Below are 16,568 nucleotides of genomic sequence, written 5' to 3'. Positions count from 1 at the left end.
ATGACCTCCATCGATCTTTCCCGGCGCAGCCTGCTGCGTCTTTCCGGACTCGCGTTCGCCGCCGGCATCGCCGGCTGCACCACCACGCCGCGCCTCGCCGGCACGCCTTCGAATGGCGAGGACGAGACGGCAAGCGTGTTGCCGCTCGTCAACCAGCTGAGGGCCAAGAACGGCCTGCCGCCGCTTGAGGTCGATCCGGCGGCGCAGACGGCCGCCCTCTTCCAGGCCAAACGCATGGCAAGCGTCGGCAAGATGGCGCATCTCATGGGCATGACCGACAGTTTCGGCGCTCGCGTCAAGGCGAGCGGCGTCCGGCTGCCGGCGGCGGAGAATATCGCTTCCGGCCAGCAGAGCGTCGATGCGGTGGTGACGGCCTGGATCAACTCGCCGCATCATCTGGAAAACATGCTGGGGCGCTATGACGGCCTCGGCGTCGCCGTCGCCCACAATTCATCTTCCAGAAACCTGCCCTATTGGGCGATGGTGCTTTCCAGCTGAGGCGATTCGGCCGCATAAGGCCTGAAATCGGAATCGGCTCAGGCGCTGGAGACCAGGCCGGCATGGATACGCGCAGCAACAGTCATTCCCTTGCCTTCGAGGTGACGCACCGGCTGGTGCTCTCGATCGCCATTCCGATGACGCTCGGCTTCATGACGACGCCGCTGCTCGGGCTGACAAGCACCGCCGTCGTCGGCCATATGGGCGACCCGCAAGCGCTGGCGGGGCTCGCAATCGGCGCGATGCTCTTCGATCTCATCCTGGGCAGCTTCAATTTCCTGCGCGCCTCGACGACAGGGCTGACGGCGCAGGCCTATGGCCGGCGAAATCAGCACGAGCAGCAGGCGGTCTTCGCCAGGGCGCTGATCTCGGCGCTTGGCTGCGGGCTGGCGCTGCTCTGTCTTTCGCCGCTGCTCAAGGCGGCGGGTCTGAGGCTGATGGGCGCGGAAGGCGCGATCGCCGAGGCGACCGCCACCTATTTCTCGATCCGCATGCTGGCCGCGCCGGCAGCGCTCGCCAATTACGCCATCCTCGGCTTCGTGCTCGGACGCGGACAGGGCGGCCTCGGGCTGCTGCTGCAGGCGCTGATCAACGGTATCAATATCCTGCTGTCGATCTATCTCGGCCTGTCGCTCGGCTGGGGCGTGGCCGGCGTCGCCTGGGGAACGCTGGCCGGCGAGGTGGCCGGCGCGCTCGCCGGCTTGTTCATCGTGCTCGGCGGCTTTGCCAAAGCAGAACGGCCGGCGTGGTCCGAGGTCTTTTCCCGGCATCGGCTCGCCGAGCTTTTCGCGCTCAACCGCGACATTCTGATCCGCACCTTCGTGCTGATCGGCGCCTTCACGATCATGACTCGGATCGGCACCGGCTTCGGCGCGGTGACCCTTGCCGCCAATGCCGTGCTGATGAATTTCTTCCTACTGTCGGGCTATTATCTCGACGGGCTTGCCAATGCCGCCGAGCAGATCACCGGCCGGGCGATCGGCGCGCTTTACCGGCCGGCCTTCGATCGCGGGCTGAAGCTCACCACCTTATGGTCCTTCGGCCTGGCGGCGATCGTCTCCGCCTTCTTCCTGCTCGCCGGACCCTGGCTGATCTCGGTGCTCACGACCTCGCCCGAAGTGCGGCAGGCGGCCGGCACCTATCTGCCCTGGGCGGCGGTGACGGGGCTCACCGGCGCGCTCGCCTTCCTGATGGACGGGGTGTTCATCGGCGCGACGTGGTCGGCCGACATGCGCAACCGGATGCTGATGTCCTTTGCCGGCTACCTCGCCATGCTCGCCGTCTTCGTGCCGCTCTTCGGCAATCACGGCCTTTGGCTGGCGATGAACGCCTTCCTGCTGTTCCGCGGCTTTTTCCTGGCGATGCTGGTCAGGCCGCGGGCCGATCAGACCTTCCGCGCCGCCCAGTAATCCAGCCTGCTGTCGCGCAGTTCGCGGATCGAGCCGGCCTTTTCGCGGTCGAGCAGCGTCGAGAGGCCTCGGACAATATCGCCCGGCAGGCCGGGACCTTCATAGACCATGCAGGAATAGAGCTGGACGAGATCGGCGCCCGCCCTGATCTTCTCCAGCGCGGTTTCGGCCGAGGAGACGCCGCCGACGCCGATAATCGGCAGCGCGGCACCGACGCGCTTGCGCATCCGGGCAAGCACGGCGGTCGACTTTTCGAACAGCGGCACGCCGGAGAGGCCGCCCATCTCCTTGGCCTGGCGCTGATCTTTCAGGCCCTCACGCGACAGCGTGGTGTTGGAGACGATCAGCCCATCCAGCGGATGCGCAAGCGCCTCGGCGGCGATATCGTCCATGCCCTCCTCGGTCAGATCGGGGGCGATCTTCAGAAAGACGGGGATATTCCGGCCGGATTTCTCCGCCATTTCATCGCGCGCCGCCAGCACGGCCGACAGCAGCGCCGCAAGGCTTTCGCGCGCCTGCAGATCGCGCAGGCCGGGCGTATTCGGTGAGGAGATATTGGCGGTGAAATAGCGCGCGACGGAATAGAAACAGCGGATGCCGGCGACATAATCGGCGATTCGGTCCTCGCTGTCCTTGTTGGCGCCGATGTTGACGCCGACAATGCCTTTGCCCGTCAGCGCCGAGAGCCGCTCGAAAGCAGCCTCATGGCCTTCATTATTGAAACCGAGGCGATTGATGACCGCTTCATCCTCGACCAGGCGGAAGATGCGCGGACGCGGATTGCCGGATTGCGGCTTCGGCGTCACCGTGCCGATCTCGGTAAAGCCGAAGCCGAGCCTCAGCAGCGCCTCCGGCACCTCGGCATTCTTGTCGTAGCCCGCCGCCATGCCGAGCGGGTTTTCGAAGGTAAGTCCGGCGACGGTCTGGCGCAGGCGCGGATCGGGAGTGATCTGACAGGCCGGCACGAGGCCGGACTTCAGCGCCGCGATCGACATGCCGTGCGCCGTTTCCGGATCGAACAGGAAGAGGCCCTTGCGGGCGAGACGCTTGAAGGGGTCGATCATGGCTGCAGCTCCGGGAAAATATGAACGCCGGTCTCATCGAGCGGCAACGGCACCTCCCAGAGCACGGCCGCAAGCGGCAGATCGGCATAGAGATGTGGGAACAGATCGCCGCCGCGCGAGGCTTCGAAGATCAGCTTGTCACCGAGGCCGCCGCCATCGACGGCTACCAGAATCAGGCCGGACTGGCCGGTAAAATGCAGGGCCGCGGTCTGCTTGACCTGGCCGGCCGTCGAGAAATGGATGAAACCGTCCTTGAGATCGATGCCGGCGCCATGAAAAACACCGCTTTGTCTGGCTTGCTGCCAGAGCGTTTCCGTCACGATCTTGTAAAGGGTCGGTGTCAGGGTCATCATGGCCTCGCGATTGCTGGTCCTCGATCACAGCGCTTTGCCGGAAAGAGGCGGCAATGTCCACGCCCCGGCGCTTAAAAAACAGGACCCGCACAGGCAAAATCCGGAGGATGAGACGATGAAGATTTTGGCTCTCGCACTTGGCGCTGTTCTCCTGCCGCTCGGCGCCATGGCGGCCGAGGCCGATGCGGGCCGGTTCCAGCTGGAGAAGAGCGGCGATCATTTCGTCCGGCTCGACCGGCAGACCGGCGCCATGTCGATCTGCCAGGACAAGGACGGCGCCCTCGTCTGCCGCATGGCCGCCGACGAGCGGGCGGCCTATGAGGACGAACTCGACCGGCTTTCGCAGCGGGTGACCAAGCTCGAACAGCGCGGCCTCGTCGAGCGGGCGCTGCCGAGCGATGCCGAAATCGACCGCTCTATCAGCATCATGGAAAAGATGATCAAGAGTTTCATGGGGATGGTGAAGGAGTTCCAGGCCGAGGAAAAGGCCAATCCCCTTCCGCAGAAGACCTGATCTGATATAGTCATATCAGCAGGCATGCATGGAGCGCAGTGGGGACGGCGTCGCATGCAGCGTGATCGGGCTCTTGGGAGGGAGTTTTCGATGCAGGAACAGACCATCATCATTGCCGACGACCATCCGCTTTTTCGCGATGCGCTGCGCCAGGCCGTCAGCGGCATGGAAGGCCGCCAGTCGATCGTCGAAGCCGGCGATTTTGCCGCGGCGCGGACCGCCGCCGGCGCCCATCCGGACGCCGACCTGATGCTGCTCGACCTCGCCATGCCGGGGGTCAGCGGCTTTTCCGGCCTGATGGCATTGCGCGCCGAATTCGCCAGCCTGCCGATCATCATCGTCTCGGCAAGCGACGACGCGACGACGATCCGCCGGGCGCTGGAACTCGGCGCGTCCGGCTTCATCTCGAAATCCTCCGGCATCGAAGACATTCGCCGCGGCATCCAGACGGTGCTCGCCGGCGATATCGCCACACCGGAAAGCTATCGCGACGGCCAGGAGCAGGACCCGGACGTCGCCGACCTGATCCACCGCCTGCACACGCTGACGCCGCAGCAGAGCCGGGTGCTGACCATGCTCGCCGAAGGGCTGCTGAACAAGCAGATCGCCTATGAACTCGGCGTCTCCGAGGCGACGATCAAGGCGCATGTCTCGGCGATCCTCTTGAAACTCGATGTCGACAGCCGCACGCAGGCCGTCATCCAGCTCGGCAAGATCAACATGGCAATGGTTGCCTGAGGGCCGTCGAAACTGCCGATGGCAGGATTTTATTCCTCTTTTACCTTTACGCGCGCCGCCCGGTCGGTTAGACTTCCGGCCGGCTGAAGCGCGGCCTTGGACAGGCCGCACGGAATTGGGCGCTATGCTGTCACACGACCAGATCTGGGAGGCGATCGACAGGCTTGCCGAACGGCACGACCTGACGCCATCCGGTCTTGCGCGCCGCGCCGGCCTCGACCCGACCTCCTTCAACAAGTCGAAACGGCTTTCGGCCGACGGACGGTTGCGCTGGCCCTCGACCGAATCGATCGCCAAGGTGCTCGATGCGACAGGGGCGAGCATGGAGCAGTTTCTCGCCCTCCTGCCGCGGGGCATTCCTGCCCAGCAGCCGGGAAACCGGTTTCAGCTGCACGGCGGCGCCATTCCGCTGCTCGGCTTTGCGCAGGCGGGTGCGGGCGGCTTCTTCGACGATGGCGGCTTTCCGGCCGGGCAAGGCTGGGACGTGGTCGAGTTTCCGGCTGCCCCGTCGCAGAAATCGAGCGTCTATGCGCTGGAGGTGCAGGGCGAGAGCATGATGCCGCTCTACCGCGACGGCGACGTGCTGATCGTCGAGCCCGGCGCGCAGGTGCGCCGCAACGACCGCGTCGTCGTGCGCACCCGCGAGGGTGAGGTGATGGCCAAGGTTCTGCTGCGCCAGAGTCCACGGTCGATCGAGCTGATGTCGCTCAATCCCGAACATCCAAACCGGACGCTCGAACTATCCGACGTCGAGTGGATCGCCCGTATCATCTGGGCCAGCCAATAGGAAGATATTCCATGCGCCCTGCCGCCGTCTTCACCGGGCTCGCAGGAATGGCGGTCGTGTCCGGCCTGCTGATCGCCGCAGAAGCAAGGCTGCGCGGCGGAACGGGCGGCGAGGATATGATCACCGTAGAGGCGCCAGCAACCGAAACGGCGGCGGAACCCGCCCCCGAGGCAGCAGGCCCGTCGGCGACGATATCGGACGCAGATGCCGAAATCATTGCACGCGGGGCACAACCGGCCGCTCCCTCCCCCGCGCCGGCCGAAGGCACGACGGTCACGCCGGCCGATCCGCCGCGCCCAGCGGAGACACCCGGCCGGCAAGCGGCGGAGCCGGCCGCGAAGAAGCCGATCGAGCTGGCGCGGCCGGTGGCCGAAAATGCCGGCCTGCTTACCTTTGGCGAGCGCCGGCTTCAGCTTGCCGGCATCATCCCGACACCGGCCGACAGGATATGCGGGCCGGCAGGCCGGCAATGGCCCTGCGGCATGATGGCGAAGACGGCGCTGCGTCAGCTCTTGCGCAACCGCAGCCTCACCTGCGACCTCGACATGGCGGAATGGAAGGAGATGGCGACCGCCGCCTGCCGGCTCGGCACGCAGGATCTCGGCACATGGCTCGCCGAAAACGGCTGGGCCGAAGCAGAGGCGGGCTCGCCGCTCGGCGCCGTCGCCGAGAAGGCGAAACAAGCACAGAAAGGCATTTACGGCGGCGACCCGCGCCGCAAATGACGGAGGTCCACGGCTGGCGATGCTGCCGATCCCTTGTAAAGGCGGCCGCCAATTCTTAATCTCCGCTCACCGAAAAAGGAATCAGAGATGAACAAGCCGCTATCCGCCCATGATGCCCTGATTTATGTGATGGTGATGGCCTCCGCCGTCGACAGCACCATGAACGACAGGGAGATGGAAAGGATCGGCCAGTTGATCGGCTTCCTGCCGGTTTTCCGGGATTTCGACGACGACAAGCTGATTTCGGTGGCGCGCGATTGCGCCTCGCTGCTGGCCGGACCGGAAGGCCTTGACGTCGTTCTCGAAACCGTGCGCGACACGCTGCCGGCAAAACTCTACGACACGGCCTATGCGCTCGCCGTCGAAGTGGCTTCCGCCGACCTTTCGGTCAAGGCCGAGGAATTGCGGCTGCTCAGCCTGCTGCGTGACCGTCTCGGCCTCGACAAGCTCACCTGCGCGGCGATCGAGCGCAGCGCTATTGCCCGCTTCCGCAAGGGCTGATCAGTAAAGGCCGTAGGGGAAATAGCGCAGATAGATTTCCTGCAGACGGCCGTTGCGCGACAGCGCGGCGAGCGCGTGGTCGATGGCTGATGTCAGCACGCTGTCCTTCTGCCGCAGCATGATGGTCATGCCCTCGCCGAGGAAATGTTCGGAGAGATAGGGACCGTCGAACAGCGCGCAGCATTTGCCGGAAGCCGGCGAAGGTACCCAGAAGGAAAGCTGCAGCGCATCGGCGAAGGCGGCATCGACCTTGCGCTCCTTCAGCGCCGCAAGCAGAGCCTCCTTCGTGTCGAAGGTCTGGGCCTTGAGCGCCGGGAAAAAGGCGGCCAGCATCGCTTCGTGCACCGTTCCCTTGACGACCCCGACCGGCCGCCCGGCAAGGGCGGCCGCCGTCTTGCCCTCGACCGGTGCCGCAAGATTGCGCACGAAACGCGCCGGCAGCATCAGATAGGGCCGGGAAAAGACGAACCGCCGACGCAGCTCTGGGGTCACCGCAAGTCCGGCGATGACGGCATCGCCCTGCGAGGCGGCGAGCGCATCCTTGAGATCGGCAAAGGGGATCGCCTGGATCTGGCACTTGTCCGAAATCTCCAGCTCGCTGCAGATTTCGCGGGCGAGATCGACGTTGAAGCCGGAAAGCTTGCCGTTCTGATCGGTGAAATTGAAGGGCGGGAAATCCACCGACGTCAGGAAGCGCAGGCGCACCAGCGAGGAAAGATCGGGTCTCGCAAGACGTTCACGGGCATCGAAGAGCAGCGGCAGAGAGGGTGCCGCCTGCTGGGCGGAGGCGGCCAGGCTTGAAAAGAGCAACAGCCCGAACGCGAGAAATCCCTTCAGACTGAGGGATGCCAGCTTGGATTCAATCATCGTGATCCAGTCTCGGGTTCAGCGCGAAGCGGTGCGGGGTTGGAGAGATGTAGCAGAGTCATGCGTGGCGGGGAATATGCGTCTATCCGACGCCGGAATGCCCGCCCCGTCCTTCGAGCCTCTGCGGGGCACCTCAGGAGAGGCAGGGGTTCCGGCGTAATTCTTCATCCCTCAAATTATGGGCTTTCTCCACACCGCCATTAGGGCGGCATTAAAGAATAGTGCCCTTTATTTGTGGCGACGTCATCGGACCCCGCTGGCCGATCGCATGATGCAGGCGTCAGCGCTCTGTTTGACCAATTGATTTGACAGCGCCGGTGCGGCACGCCCGGCCAATCGGGTAACGTTTCCATGCTGAAGCATCTGAAAATTCGCACGAAAATCCTATCGGTCGTGGCGCTGCTGGGGCTGATCATGATGGCCGGGCTGATCTATATCATCGCCGATTTTCGCCGTGCGGACGCTGCTTACAGCGCCTTCATCGATCATGAGGCGCTGGCCTCGATGCAGAGCGCACGCGCGAGCGCCTCGGTGGTGGCCTCGGTGCTGCAGGTCACGCTGCTCGCCGACATGAAGCCCGATACGCCGGCTTTCGAGACGGCGCTCGCCACGCCGAGCAAGCTGCCGCAGGCGCGCGACCGGCTGAAGCAGGCGCTGGCGCTGGTGCCGAGCCGCAAGGCTGCGATCGACGAGCTGCAGGCTGGCATCGATGACATCGAAGCCCTGGCGAACAAGATCATCGAACAGAGCAAAGCCAAGGACAGCGCCGGCGCGCTCGCCAATGTCGCCCTGATCAACGCCAAGCTCGATGCCCTGACGCCGAAGATGATCGCCAACAATGATGCGATGATGGCGCTGCTCAACGACGGCGGCGACGCGCTCTCGGCTTCCGTCAACGGCAGGATCAGCTTCTGTCTTATCCTGATCGGCATTGCCGTTCTCGCCGCAATCGGCATCGGCGTCGCGGTCGCACAGGCCGGCATCGCGGGCCCGATGGCGCAATTGCGACTGCGCATGACGCGCCTTGCCGAGGGCGACACCGACAGCGAGATCGGCGGCCTCGACCGCGACGATGAAATCGGCCAGATGGCCAAGGCCGTTTCGATCTTCCGCGACAACGCGATCGAGCGCCGTCAGATCGAGGCGCGCGCCGAGGCAGACCGCAGCGTCAGCGATGGCGAGCGCCGCGAACGCGAGGCGCAGAAGACCCGCGAGGCATCTGAACTCGAACACGCCGTCTCAGCCCTCGGCGACGGCCTGCGCCGCCTTGCCGCCGGTGATCTCGCCTCGCATATCGGCGAGCCGTTCGTCGCCCATCTCGACGCGCTGCGCCAGGATTTCAACCATTCGGTCGAGAAGCTCAACGAGACGCTGCAGGCGGTCGGCGCCAATGCCCGGGCAATCGGCGCCGGCGCCAACGAGATCCGTTCGTCCGCAGACGAGCTTTCCCGGCGGACGGAACAGCAGTCGGCCTCGGTCGAAGAGACCGCAGCGGCGCTCGAAGAGATCACCACGACGGTGCGCGACGCCGCCAAACGCGCCGAGGAGGCGAGCCGCCTCGTTACCCGCACCCGCCTCGGCGCCGAAAAATCCGGCGAGATCGTCCGCAAGGCCGTCTCCGCGATGCAGCAGATCGAACAGTCCTCGGTCGAGATCGGCAACATCATCGGCGTCATCGACGACATCGCCTTCCAGACCAATCTGCTGGCGCTGAACGCCGGGGTCGAGGCAGCGCGCGCCGGCGAGGCCGGCAAGGGCTTTGCGGTCGTCGCCCAGGAGGTGCGCGAACTCGCCCAGCGTTCGGCCAAGGCGGCCAAGGAAATCAAGGGCCTGATCACCAATTCAGGCACGCATGTGCAGACCGGCGTCTCGCTGGTCGGCGAAACCGGCAAGGCGCTCGATGCGATCGTCACCGAAGTTCAGGAAATCAACCAGCATGTCCACGCGATAGCCGAAGCCTCGCGCGAACAGTCGATCGGGCTGCAGGAGATCAACACCGCCGTCAACACCATGGACCAGGGCACGCAGCAGAACGCGGCGATGGTCGAGCAATCGACCGCCGCCAGCCACAGCTTGGCCACGGAGGCGACAGCGCTCAACAATCTGCTTGGCCAGTTCCGGCTGACCGGCACCGGCAGCCTCGCCGCCGCCGCCCCGATCGCCTCAACCCGGCCGCCGGCCCCAGCCCCGCGCCCGCCCGCGCGCCCGGTGGCCAAGGCTCCGGCGATCCGCGTCGCCCGGGAAGGCACTGCCCGCCCGACCGCCTCACCCGCCCGCGCCCTCGGCCAGACCCTCGCCAACGCCTTCGGCGGCGGCAACGCGCCGAAAAGCCAGGATGGTGAATGGACGGAGTTCTGAGACAAATATCTCAGCGTTCGCCGCCTGCCGGCACCAACCGGGGTCGAGCCACGGGTCTCGAGCCCGGTTGGGTTAGGGTGAGGGGCAGCTCGCAGCAAACACCTCTCGCCCTTTTCTAACCCGGCCGCCAGCCCACCTCGACGAGGATATTCCCCGGCGCCGTGCAATAGAACAGCCAGCCGCCCCGCATAACGGCCGGCGGACCGGAGAGCATGGCACCAGCAACAATAAGCCCGGCATGGACAGCCTCGACATCCGCCTTTTCGGGCAGAATGAAGCCGATGTGATAGGTCTGACGCCCTATCTCCACCTGGTCGGCGGTGCCGAACTTGGCGATGGCGTGGCTGAGGACGATTTCGAGGCCGGAATCGTCCTCCAGGATCGCTAGGCCATTGTTGCCGCGCAGATCCTTCAGCTTCAGGCCGAAATGGCGGATGAAGAAATCCGCCGTCTCGGCAATATCGGGTACGTGAAAATCGAGATGGTTCAGGCGCATGGACAGTCTCCGTTCAAAATAATCCCGGGACTGCCTTTTGCCCTCTCCGCACGCCGCCGGGATCCCGCATTTGCATGCGGATCACGTCGCGGGTTCTCGCGCCCTGGGGCACGGAGCAGAGCTTCGCCAGAGCGCTTCGACGCTCAGACGGAAGGGATCGGGCTTACCTCAACCGACCCTGCCTTTTTCGACGATGCCGATCTAGCAGACGGCCGCGGCTTCGGCAACGGAAAGGCTGAAGCGATCACGACGTTCCAGGCGATGCTTCGCGAAGGCGTGAAGGCGCAGATGGCCTTTCATCTGGCGAGCACGATGCAATCAGGAGTAAGATCGCCGCTTCGGCGCATCGGAAGGGATGGACATGAAACCCGCACTCCTCGGCCTCATCGGCACCCTCATTCTTGCCGGGTGCAACAGCGTTTCCTACTATAGCGGCCCCGGCCTCGAGCCGATCCCGGGCAGCATCACCTATAACGGCCAGCCGCGCAGCAAGCTCACCAAATCGCCACCCGGCTCCAGCTTCCCGCATGATTTCATCGACCAGTACGGCCAGCAGGTGGAAGAAACCTACATCATCCAGCCCGACCGAAGCCTGATCATCGCCCACCGGCGATACAAGCCGATCCGGTTTTTCGGGGATTAGGTGGGCGTCGCCGGAAGGATAAGTGGAGCGGGTGAAGGGAATCGAACCCTCGTATTCAGCTTGGGAAGCTGCTGCTCTACCATTGAGCTACACCCGCGATGCGCTGAGATTTCCAACAGATGGGGGGCGCTGTCAAGTCGCGTTTCAGATGCGGAAGTGCTTCGAGAGTTTCAGGCCCTGGGCCTGGTAGTTGGAGCCGAGGCCGGAGCCGTAGAGGCTGGCGGGTTTTTCCTGCATGTGCTCATAGACGAGGCGGCCGACGATCTGGCCGTCTTCGAGGATGAAGGGCACTTCGTGGCTGCGCACTTCGAGCACTGCGCGGCTGCCACGGCCGCCGGCCGGGGCATGGCCGAAGCCCGGATCGAAGAAGCCGGCATAGTGGACGCGGAATTCGCCGACCAGCGGATCGAAAGGGGTCATCTCGGCGGCATAATCCGGCGGCACATGCACGGCCTCCCGCGAGACGAGGATATAGAACTCGTCAGGATCGAGGATCAGCTCGTTGCGGCCGCGGCTATAGAGCGGCTCCCAGAAATCGAAGATGTCGTGCTGGTCCTTCTCGTCGACATCGACGACGGCTGTGTGGTGCTTGCCGCGATAGCCGATCAGGCCGTCCTTGTCGCCGGTGAGATCGATCGACAGCGCGATGCCGCCGCCCGATACGTTCGGCTGCTTGCTGGCGACCAGCGTCTCGCTTTCATGCAGCTTCAACAGTTCCGGCTCGCCGAGCAGGGACTGACCGACGCGGAAGCGGATCTGCGACAGGCGCGAGCCGCGGCGCACGACGATCGGGAAGGTGCGCGGGCTGATTTCGAGATAGAGCGGGCCGGAATAGCCTGGCGGGATCTTGTCGAATTCCTGGGCATAATCGGTGATGACGCGGGTGAAGATATCGAGCCTGCCGGTCGAGCTCTTCGGATTGGCCGAGGCCGACATGTCGGCCGGCAGCGCCAGGCTCTCCATCAGCGGAACGATGTAGACGCAGCCGGTCTCGAGCACCGCGCCCTGGGACAGATCGATCACATGCAGGCTGAGGCGATCGAGCTTGTCGGCCACCAGGTGCGAAGGCCCCGGCATGAAACTGGCGCGCACACGAAAGGCCTTGCTTCCCAGGCGCAGGTCGAGACTTGCCGGCTGGATCTGGTCGCGGTCCAGCTCCCGCTCGGAGTTAAGACGCCCCGTTTCAAACAGCGCGGAGATCGCGCGGTCGGCCAGAATTCCAGTTTCGCGAGCCATCATGCCCCATCCATCTTTTGCGCCGACAAAACCAAATACGGGGAATTGACGCAAGCAGCTAAGAGCAGTATTGCAGAATTATCCCGTGGTGATTTGGCCGGTCGGCTTGCAGCCACGTTAAACAAGTGGCTAAAAAGACCGGGTTGTGAACCGGTCTGCTTTTGCGGCCGGTTTTTTTGTTATGTGAAGGTGATGGCATGAGCAAGACCTGGCGCCCAGCAACTCAACTCGTCCATGGCGGCACGCTGCGTTCGCAATATGGCGAAACGTCCGAGGCAATCTATCTCACGCAGGGCTTCGTCTATGAAACGTCGGAAGCGGCCGAAGCCCGCTTCAAGGGCGAGACGGACGGCTACATCTACGCCCGCTACGGCAGCCCGACCAATGACATGTTCGAAAAGCGCATGTGCATGCTCGAAGGTGCGGAAGACGCCCGCGCCACCGCTTCCGGCATGGCCGCCGTCAGCGCGGCGATCCTCTGCCAGGTCAAGGCGGGCGACCATATCGTTGCCGCGCGCGCCCTCTTCGGCTCCTGCCGCTGGGTGGTGGAAACGCTGGCGCCGAAATACGGCATCGAATGCACGCTGGTCGACGGCCGCGACCTGAAGAACTGGGAAGAGGCGATCCGGCCGAACACCAAGGTGTTCTTCCTGGAAAGCCCGACCAACCCGACGCTCGAGGTCGTCGATATCGCCGGTGTGGCCAAGCTCGCCAACCAGGTCGGCGCCAAGGTCGTGGTCGACAATGTCTTTGCCACGCCGCTCTTCCAGAAGCCGCTCGAACTCGGCGCCCATATCGTCGTCTATTCCGCCACCAAGCACATTGACGGCCAGGGCCGATGCCTCGGCGGCGTCGTGCTGGCCGACAAGGCCTGGATCGACGAGAACCTGCACGACTATTTCCGCCATACCGGTCCGGCCATGTCGCCGTTCAACGCCTGGACGCTCCTGAAGGGCATCGAGACGCTGCCGCTGCGCGTGCGTCAGCAGACGCAGAATGCCGCGAAGATCGCCGATTTCCTCGCCGATCAGGGCAAGGTTGCCAAGGTGATCTATCCCGGCCGCAAGGACCATCCGCAGGCCGATATCATCGCCAAGCAGATGACGGGCGGCTCGACCCTCGTCTGCTTCGAACTGAAGGGCGGCAAGGAAGCGGCCTTCGCGCTGCAGAATGCGCTTGATATCGTCAATATCTCCAACAATCTCGGCGACAGCAAGAGCCTGATCACCCATCCGGCGACGACGACGCACAAGAACCTGACGGACGAGGCGCGCGCCGAACTCGGCATCTCGCCGGGCACCGTTCGCCTTTCGGCCGGCATCGAAGATACGGAAGATCTGATCGAGGATTTCGCCAAGGCGCTTGCCAAGGTTTCGGCCTGATCGACAGCATCGGCGGCCGAGCCTCCGGGTTCGGCCGTACCGGCCGCGGGATCGGCGCCGGTGCGCCTAAGTAAAATTAGTATTGACAATTAGGCTTAACGATCGAAAACCATGCGATCACGGCTGTTTCATCGCCGATCAACGTTCCGTTTCTTGACGGATGGGGTCTTCTTATAAGATACGGGTAACATATCTTGACTAAGGTGCAAGGCATGTATCGCGCCCTCACAAGAGATATCGAAGTCGTCGTCGAACCATTCTATCTGGAGGAGCAATCCGATCCGGAAGACGATCGCTACGTCTGGGGTTACCGGATTGTCATCAGCAACAATTCCGGCGTCGCCGTTCGCCTTGTCAACCGCTACTGGAACATCACCGACCAGAACGGCGTCGTGGACGAGGTGACCGGCCCAGGCGTCGTCGGCGAACAGCCCCGGCTCAGCCCCGGCGATACCTACGAATATTCCTCCGGCTGCCCGCTCGACACGCCTTCCGGGCTGATGTTCGGCCATTACCAGATGGAAACGGACGAAGGCGAACTGTTCGACGTCGACATCCCCGCCTTCTCACTGGATTCACCGGGGCTGCTGCGCGTGCTCAATTGAGCGCACAGGTTCGCGGTCGCTTCGTCGGGGCGAACAGGATTGCCGTGCTTGCCGCGTGGGTCCTCGGGTCAAGCCCGAGGGCGACGGAGGGTGGGTAGCTTATCTCGCAAGTAGCGCAAGCGCACAGCGGTTTTGTTGGAACTGCCGTCTTTGATTGCCCAATCCCGTGCAAAACCCCTCGCCCGTTTTGCTGGAGTTCCCCCCAGACGTCTCGCTTCCTGCCGATCGCGCCCGCCACTCTCCGTCATACTCGGGCTTGACCCGAGTATCCATGCCGCAAGCACTCCGCGTGCCTGTGTTCGGCTGCGGTCGGATCGCCCCTGAGTACCAATTGGGACGCAGTACCCGCGGCCATGGATCCTCAGCGCCAACCGGGCCTATTCGGCCGGCTGAAGTTCGGTCGGCTCGAAGCGGTAGGTGGTCGAGCAGAATTCGCAGGTGACTGCGATTTCGCCGTTTTCCTGGCTTTCCTCGATCTCTTCGGCCGAAAAGCCCTTCAGCACGCCCTTGATCTTTTCGCGCGAACAGCTGCAACGGTCGAAGACGGCGCGCGGTTCGTAGACGCGCACACCGCGCTCGTGGAACAGCCGGAACAACAGCCGTTCGGTGCCGACAAGCGGGTCGGTCAGCTCGTCGGCATCGATGGTCTCGACCAGCGAGCGGGCTTCGACCCAGGCGTCGTCCTCGCCATGCGGGCGCTCGCCATTGTCGCCGTCGCCGCCGTGGAGATCCGGGTGGCGCATGCGTTCGGGCGCCTCCGGCAGAAACTGGGCGACGAGGCCGCCAGCCCGCCAGCGATGGCGGGGCTTGCCGGCATCGTCGCGATCGAAGAGCTCGGCCGCGGCCAGGCGCACGCGCGTCGGGATCTGCTCCGACTGGCGGAAATAGACGCCGGCAATCTCCTCGAGCGAGGTTCCGTCAAGCGCGACAATGCCCTGATAGGGCTGCGTGAACTTGCCCTGGTCGATGGTGAAGGCGAGCACCCCCTTACCGAGCAGCTGTTCCGGCTCGGTTTCACCGGCTTCCACCGCCTTGGCAAGCAGTGCCTGATCAAAACGGGCATAGGCGCGGACATTTTCCGGCGTCGAGAAATCGGCGACGAGAAGATCGACCGGGCCATCGCCCTTGGTCTGCACCGTAAACTTGCCGTCGAATTTCAGCGAGGTGCCGAGCAGCACCGTCAGCACGACGACTTCGGCGAGCAGCCGGGCGACGGGGGTGGGATAATGATGGCGCTCGAGGATCGCATCGAGCATCGGGCCGAGCTGGACGGCGCGGCCGCGCACATCCAGACCCTCCACCTGGAAAGGGACGACATGGTCATCGCCGGCGAAATCGAACTGGCCGAGGGCGGCTGCAGCTTCTGCCATGGCTTTACTCCTAGTTTTCAAGCGATGAGCAAGGGTGCCCTTCGCTCGCGCGGCCGCGGGTTTTGACGCGCGGCGTCCGATTATGGTTCAGATCGCGCCCAGGCACCAAGCAAGAATCGACTTCTGCGCGTGAAGACGGTTTTCCGCTTCGTCGAAGACAACGGATTGCGGGCCGTCAATCACCTCATCCGTCACTTCCTCGCCGCGATGAGCAGGCAGGCAATGCATGAACAATGCATCGCTGCCGGCCTTGGCCATCAAGGCCGCATTGACCTGATAAGGCTGAAAGACGTTGTGTCCCCGGGCCCGATGCTCCTGATTCATGGAGACCCAGGTATCGGTCACCACGCAATCGACGCCTTCGACCGCACGGTCGGCATCATGGCAGAGCATGATTTCGGCGCCCTCATTGCGGGCCCAGTTCAGATAGTGATCCTTGGGCTCCGAACCAAGGGGTACGGCCATGTTCATGCGATAGCCGAAACGCGCAGCACCTTCGACCAGCGAATGCAGCACATTGTTGCCGTCACCGGTCCAGGCGATGGTCTTGCCCTTGATCGGGCCGCGATGCTCTTCGAAGGTCATGATGTCGGCCATGATCTGGCAGGGATGGGTATCATCCGTCAGCGCATTGATCACGGGTACGGTCGCATGTTCGGCAAGCTCCAGGAGCCTCGAATGCTCGGTGGTGCGGATCATGATCGCATCGACATATCGCGACAGCACCTTGGCAGTGTCGCCGATCGTCTCGGCGCGGCCGAGCTGCATTTCGGTGCCTGATAGAAACAGCGTTTCGCCGCCAAGCTGGCGCATGCCGACGTCGAAGGAGACGCGGGTGCGCGTCGACGGCTTTTCGAAGATCATCGCCAGCATCTTGCCGGCGAGCGGCTTGTCGCCCTGGCCGGCCTTGAAGGCCTGCTTGCGGGCCAACGCGTCGTTCATGATGGTTCTGAGGTCGGCAGATGTGACCGCCGAGAGATCGAGAAAATGTTTAGGAGCCATGTTCTTACCTGTCGTGCGCC

General features: G+C 64.0%; 18 protein-coding genes, 1 tRNA gene and 1 riboswitch. Of the genes, 11 read left to right on the top strand and 8 right to left on the bottom strand.

The features are described 5' to 3' along the window. Positions 1-498, top strand: coding sequence for a CAP domain-containing protein (locus tag J2J99_RS02830; RefSeq protein ID WP_168295835.1), 498 nt, complete (start codon positions 1-3; stop codon positions 496-498). 62 nt (positions 499-560) lie between these two features. Then, a complete protein-coding gene (locus J2J99_RS02825; RefSeq protein WP_168295834.1) occupies positions 561-1,907 on the top strand; it encodes an MATE family efflux transporter in 1,347 nt (448 codons plus the stop codon). Here the strand turns inward: J2J99_RS02825 and J2J99_RS02820 are convergent. Both J2J99_RS02820 and J2J99_RS02815 read right to left on the bottom strand, forming a co-directional pair. Beyond that, the gene (locus J2J99_RS02820) at positions 1,883-2,971 is read right to left on the bottom strand and encodes a quinone-dependent dihydroorotate dehydrogenase (RefSeq protein ID WP_168295833.1); all 1,089 of its coding nucleotides are present in this window, start codon (positions 2,969-2,971) and stop codon (positions 1,883-1,885) included. The two genes, J2J99_RS02825 and J2J99_RS02820, sit on opposite strands and share 25 nt — an antisense overlap. Continuing rightward, positions 2,968-3,321 carry a DUF952 domain-containing protein gene (locus J2J99_RS02815; protein WP_168296017.1) on the bottom strand — a complete coding sequence of 118 codons (354 nt, stop codon included), beginning with the start codon at positions 3,319-3,321 and terminating at the stop codon, positions 2,968-2,970. The genes J2J99_RS02820 and J2J99_RS02815 overlap by 4 nt, the downstream gene beginning before the upstream one ends. Positions 3,322-3,439: 118 nt before the next feature. Here J2J99_RS02815 and J2J99_RS02810 point away from each other — a divergent pair, with 118 nt between their 5' ends. From J2J99_RS02810 to J2J99_RS02790, 5 genes are all read left to right on the top strand, one after another. Further along, positions 3,440-3,838: a hypothetical protein gene (locus J2J99_RS02810; RefSeq protein ID WP_168295832.1), complete on the top strand. Its 399-nt coding sequence runs from the start codon at positions 3,440-3,442 to the stop codon at positions 3,836-3,838. A gap of 90 nt (positions 3,839-3,928) precedes the next feature. Next, the gene (locus tag J2J99_RS02805) at positions 3,929-4,576 is read left to right on the top strand and encodes a response regulator (protein ID WP_168295831.1); all 648 of its coding nucleotides are present in this window, start codon (positions 3,929-3,931) and stop codon (positions 4,574-4,576) included. A 124-nt stretch (positions 4,577-4,700) separates the two neighbouring features. Beyond that, positions 4,701-5,363 carry a S24 family peptidase gene (locus J2J99_RS02800; protein WP_168295830.1) on the top strand — a complete coding sequence of 221 codons (663 nt, stop codon included), beginning with the start codon at positions 4,701-4,703 and terminating at the stop codon, positions 5,361-5,363. Positions 5,364-5,374: 11 nt separating this feature from the next. Next, entirely contained in the window at positions 5,375-6,088 is a 714-nt protein-coding gene (locus J2J99_RS02795; protein ID WP_168295829.1) for a thermonuclease family protein, read from the top strand. 87 nt (positions 6,089-6,175) lie between these two features. Continuing rightward, a complete protein-coding gene (locus J2J99_RS02790; protein WP_003570543.1) occupies positions 6,176-6,589 on the top strand; it encodes a tellurite resistance TerB family protein in 414 nt (137 codons plus the stop codon). On the opposite strand, the gene J2J99_RS02785 is transcribed toward J2J99_RS02790, so the two are convergent. After that, on the bottom strand, positions 6,590-7,456 hold the full coding sequence (locus J2J99_RS02785) for a transporter substrate-binding domain-containing protein (RefSeq protein WP_168295828.1): 867 nt from the start codon (positions 7,454-7,456) through the stop codon (positions 6,590-6,592). 351 nt (positions 7,457-7,807) lie between these two features. Here J2J99_RS02785 and J2J99_RS02780 point away from each other — a divergent pair, with 351 nt between their 5' ends. After that, on the top strand, positions 7,808-9,814 hold the full coding sequence (locus J2J99_RS02780) for a methyl-accepting chemotaxis protein (protein WP_207600945.1): 2,007 nt from the start codon (positions 7,808-7,810) through the stop codon (positions 9,812-9,814). A gap of 115 nt (positions 9,815-9,929) precedes the next feature. Here the strand turns inward: J2J99_RS02780 and J2J99_RS02775 are convergent, their stop codons facing one another. Continuing rightward, positions 9,930-10,310 carry a VOC family protein gene (locus tag J2J99_RS02775; RefSeq protein WP_168295187.1) on the bottom strand — a complete coding sequence of 127 codons (381 nt, stop codon included), beginning with the start codon at positions 10,308-10,310 and terminating at the stop codon, positions 9,930-9,932. Between the two features lie 361 nt (positions 10,311-10,671). Between J2J99_RS02775 and J2J99_RS02770 the strand changes: the two genes are divergently transcribed. Then, on the top strand, positions 10,672-10,953 hold the full coding sequence (locus J2J99_RS02770; RefSeq protein WP_168295188.1) for a hypothetical protein: 282 nt from the start codon (positions 10,672-10,674) through the stop codon (positions 10,951-10,953). Between the two features lie 23 nt (positions 10,954-10,976). Here J2J99_RS02770 and J2J99_RS02765 read toward each other — a convergent pair. Continuing rightward, a tRNA-Gly gene (locus J2J99_RS02765) sits at positions 10,977-11,050 on the bottom strand. Positions 11,051-11,097: 47 nt separating this feature from the next. Next, the gene (locus tag J2J99_RS02760; RefSeq protein WP_168295189.1) at positions 11,098-12,192 is read right to left on the bottom strand and encodes a 2'-deoxycytidine 5'-triphosphate deaminase; all 1,095 of its coding nucleotides are present in this window, start codon (positions 12,190-12,192) and stop codon (positions 11,098-11,100) included. Between the two features lie 72 nt (positions 12,193-12,264). Further along, positions 12,265-12,343, top strand: a riboswitch (SAM riboswitch). 43 nt (positions 12,344-12,386) lie between these two features. On the opposite strand from J2J99_RS02760, the gene J2J99_RS02755 reads away from it, so the two are divergent. Together J2J99_RS02755 and apaG are read left to right on the top strand one after the other, a co-directional pair. Beyond that, entirely contained in the window at positions 12,387-13,571 is a 1,185-nt protein-coding gene (locus J2J99_RS02755; protein WP_168295190.1) for an O-succinylhomoserine sulfhydrylase, read from the top strand. A gap of 212 nt (positions 13,572-13,783) precedes the next feature. Beyond that, on the top strand, positions 13,784-14,176 hold the full coding sequence (gene apaG / locus J2J99_RS02750) for a Co2+/Mg2+ efflux protein ApaG (RefSeq protein ID WP_004677057.1): 393 nt from the start codon (positions 13,784-13,786) through the stop codon (positions 14,174-14,176). A 377-nt stretch (positions 14,177-14,553) separates the two neighbouring features. On the opposite strand, the gene J2J99_RS02745 is transcribed toward apaG, so the two are convergent. Continuing rightward, positions 14,554-15,546, bottom strand: a complete 993-nt coding sequence (locus J2J99_RS02745; protein WP_168295191.1) for an Hsp33 family molecular chaperone — start codon at positions 15,544-15,546, stop codon at positions 14,554-14,556. A gap of 87 nt (positions 15,547-15,633) precedes the next feature. Then, positions 15,634-16,548, bottom strand: a complete 915-nt coding sequence (gene argF, locus J2J99_RS02740; RefSeq protein ID WP_004677055.1) for an ornithine carbamoyltransferase — start codon at positions 16,546-16,548, stop codon at positions 15,634-15,636. Positions 16,549-16,568 lie beyond the last annotated feature (20 nt).

It is taken from the genome of Rhizobium binae, assembly GCF_017357225.1.
GTDB lineage: Bacteria > Pseudomonadota > Alphaproteobacteria > Rhizobiales > Rhizobiaceae > Rhizobium > Rhizobium binae.
This window is presented reverse-complemented; position numbering and strand designations above follow the sequence as displayed.

Excerpts from the sequence above, each read along its gene's own strand:
- J2J99_RS02830 (WP_168295835.1), top strand. The coding sequence starts at position 1 with ATGACCTCCATCGATCTTTCCCGGCGCAGCCTGCTGCGTCTTTCCGGA.
- J2J99_RS02825 (WP_168295834.1), top strand. The coding sequence starts at position 561 with ATGGATACGCGCAGCAACAGTCATTCCCTTGCCTTCGAGGTGACGCAC.
- J2J99_RS02820 (WP_168295833.1), bottom strand. The coding sequence starts at position 2,971 with ATGATCGACCCCTTCAAGCGTCTCGCCCGCAAGGGCCTCTTCCTGTTC.
- J2J99_RS02815 (WP_168296017.1), bottom strand. The coding sequence starts at position 3,321 with ATGACCCTGACACCGACCCTTTACAAGATCGTGACGGAAACGCTCTGG.
- J2J99_RS02810 (WP_168295832.1), top strand. The coding sequence starts at position 3,440 with ATGAAGATTTTGGCTCTCGCACTTGGCGCTGTTCTCCTGCCGCTCGGC.
- J2J99_RS02805 (WP_168295831.1), top strand. The coding sequence starts at position 3,929 with ATGCAGGAACAGACCATCATCATTGCCGACGACCATCCGCTTTTTCGC.
- J2J99_RS02800 (WP_168295830.1), top strand. The coding sequence starts at position 4,701 with ATGCTGTCACACGACCAGATCTGGGAGGCGATCGACAGGCTTGCCGAA.
- J2J99_RS02795 (WP_168295829.1), top strand. The coding sequence starts at position 5,375 with ATGCGCCCTGCCGCCGTCTTCACCGGGCTCGCAGGAATGGCGGTCGTG.
- J2J99_RS02790 (WP_003570543.1), top strand. The coding sequence starts at position 6,176 with ATGAACAAGCCGCTATCCGCCCATGATGCCCTGATTTATGTGATGGTG.
- J2J99_RS02785 (WP_168295828.1), bottom strand. The coding sequence starts at position 7,456 with ATGATTGAATCCAAGCTGGCATCCCTCAGTCTGAAGGGATTTCTCGCG.
- J2J99_RS02780 (WP_207600945.1), top strand. The coding sequence starts at position 7,808 with ATGCTGAAGCATCTGAAAATTCGCACGAAAATCCTATCGGTCGTGGCG.
- J2J99_RS02775 (WP_168295187.1), bottom strand. The coding sequence starts at position 10,310 with ATGCGCCTGAACCATCTCGATTTTCACGTACCCGATATTGCCGAGACG.
- J2J99_RS02770 (WP_168295188.1), top strand. The coding sequence starts at position 10,672 with ATGAAACCCGCACTCCTCGGCCTCATCGGCACCCTCATTCTTGCCGGG.
- J2J99_RS02760 (WP_168295189.1), bottom strand. The coding sequence starts at position 12,192 with ATGATGGCTCGCGAAACTGGAATTCTGGCCGACCGCGCGATCTCCGCG.
- J2J99_RS02755 (WP_168295190.1), top strand. The coding sequence starts at position 12,387 with ATGAGCAAGACCTGGCGCCCAGCAACTCAACTCGTCCATGGCGGCACG.
- apaG (WP_004677057.1), top strand. The coding sequence starts at position 13,784 with ATGTATCGCGCCCTCACAAGAGATATCGAAGTCGTCGTCGAACCATTC.
- J2J99_RS02745 (WP_168295191.1), bottom strand. The coding sequence starts at position 15,546 with ATGGCAGAAGCTGCAGCCGCCCTCGGCCAGTTCGATTTCGCCGGCGAT.
- argF (WP_004677055.1), bottom strand. The coding sequence starts at position 16,548 with ATGGCTCCTAAACATTTTCTCGATCTCTCGGCGGTCACATCTGCCGAC.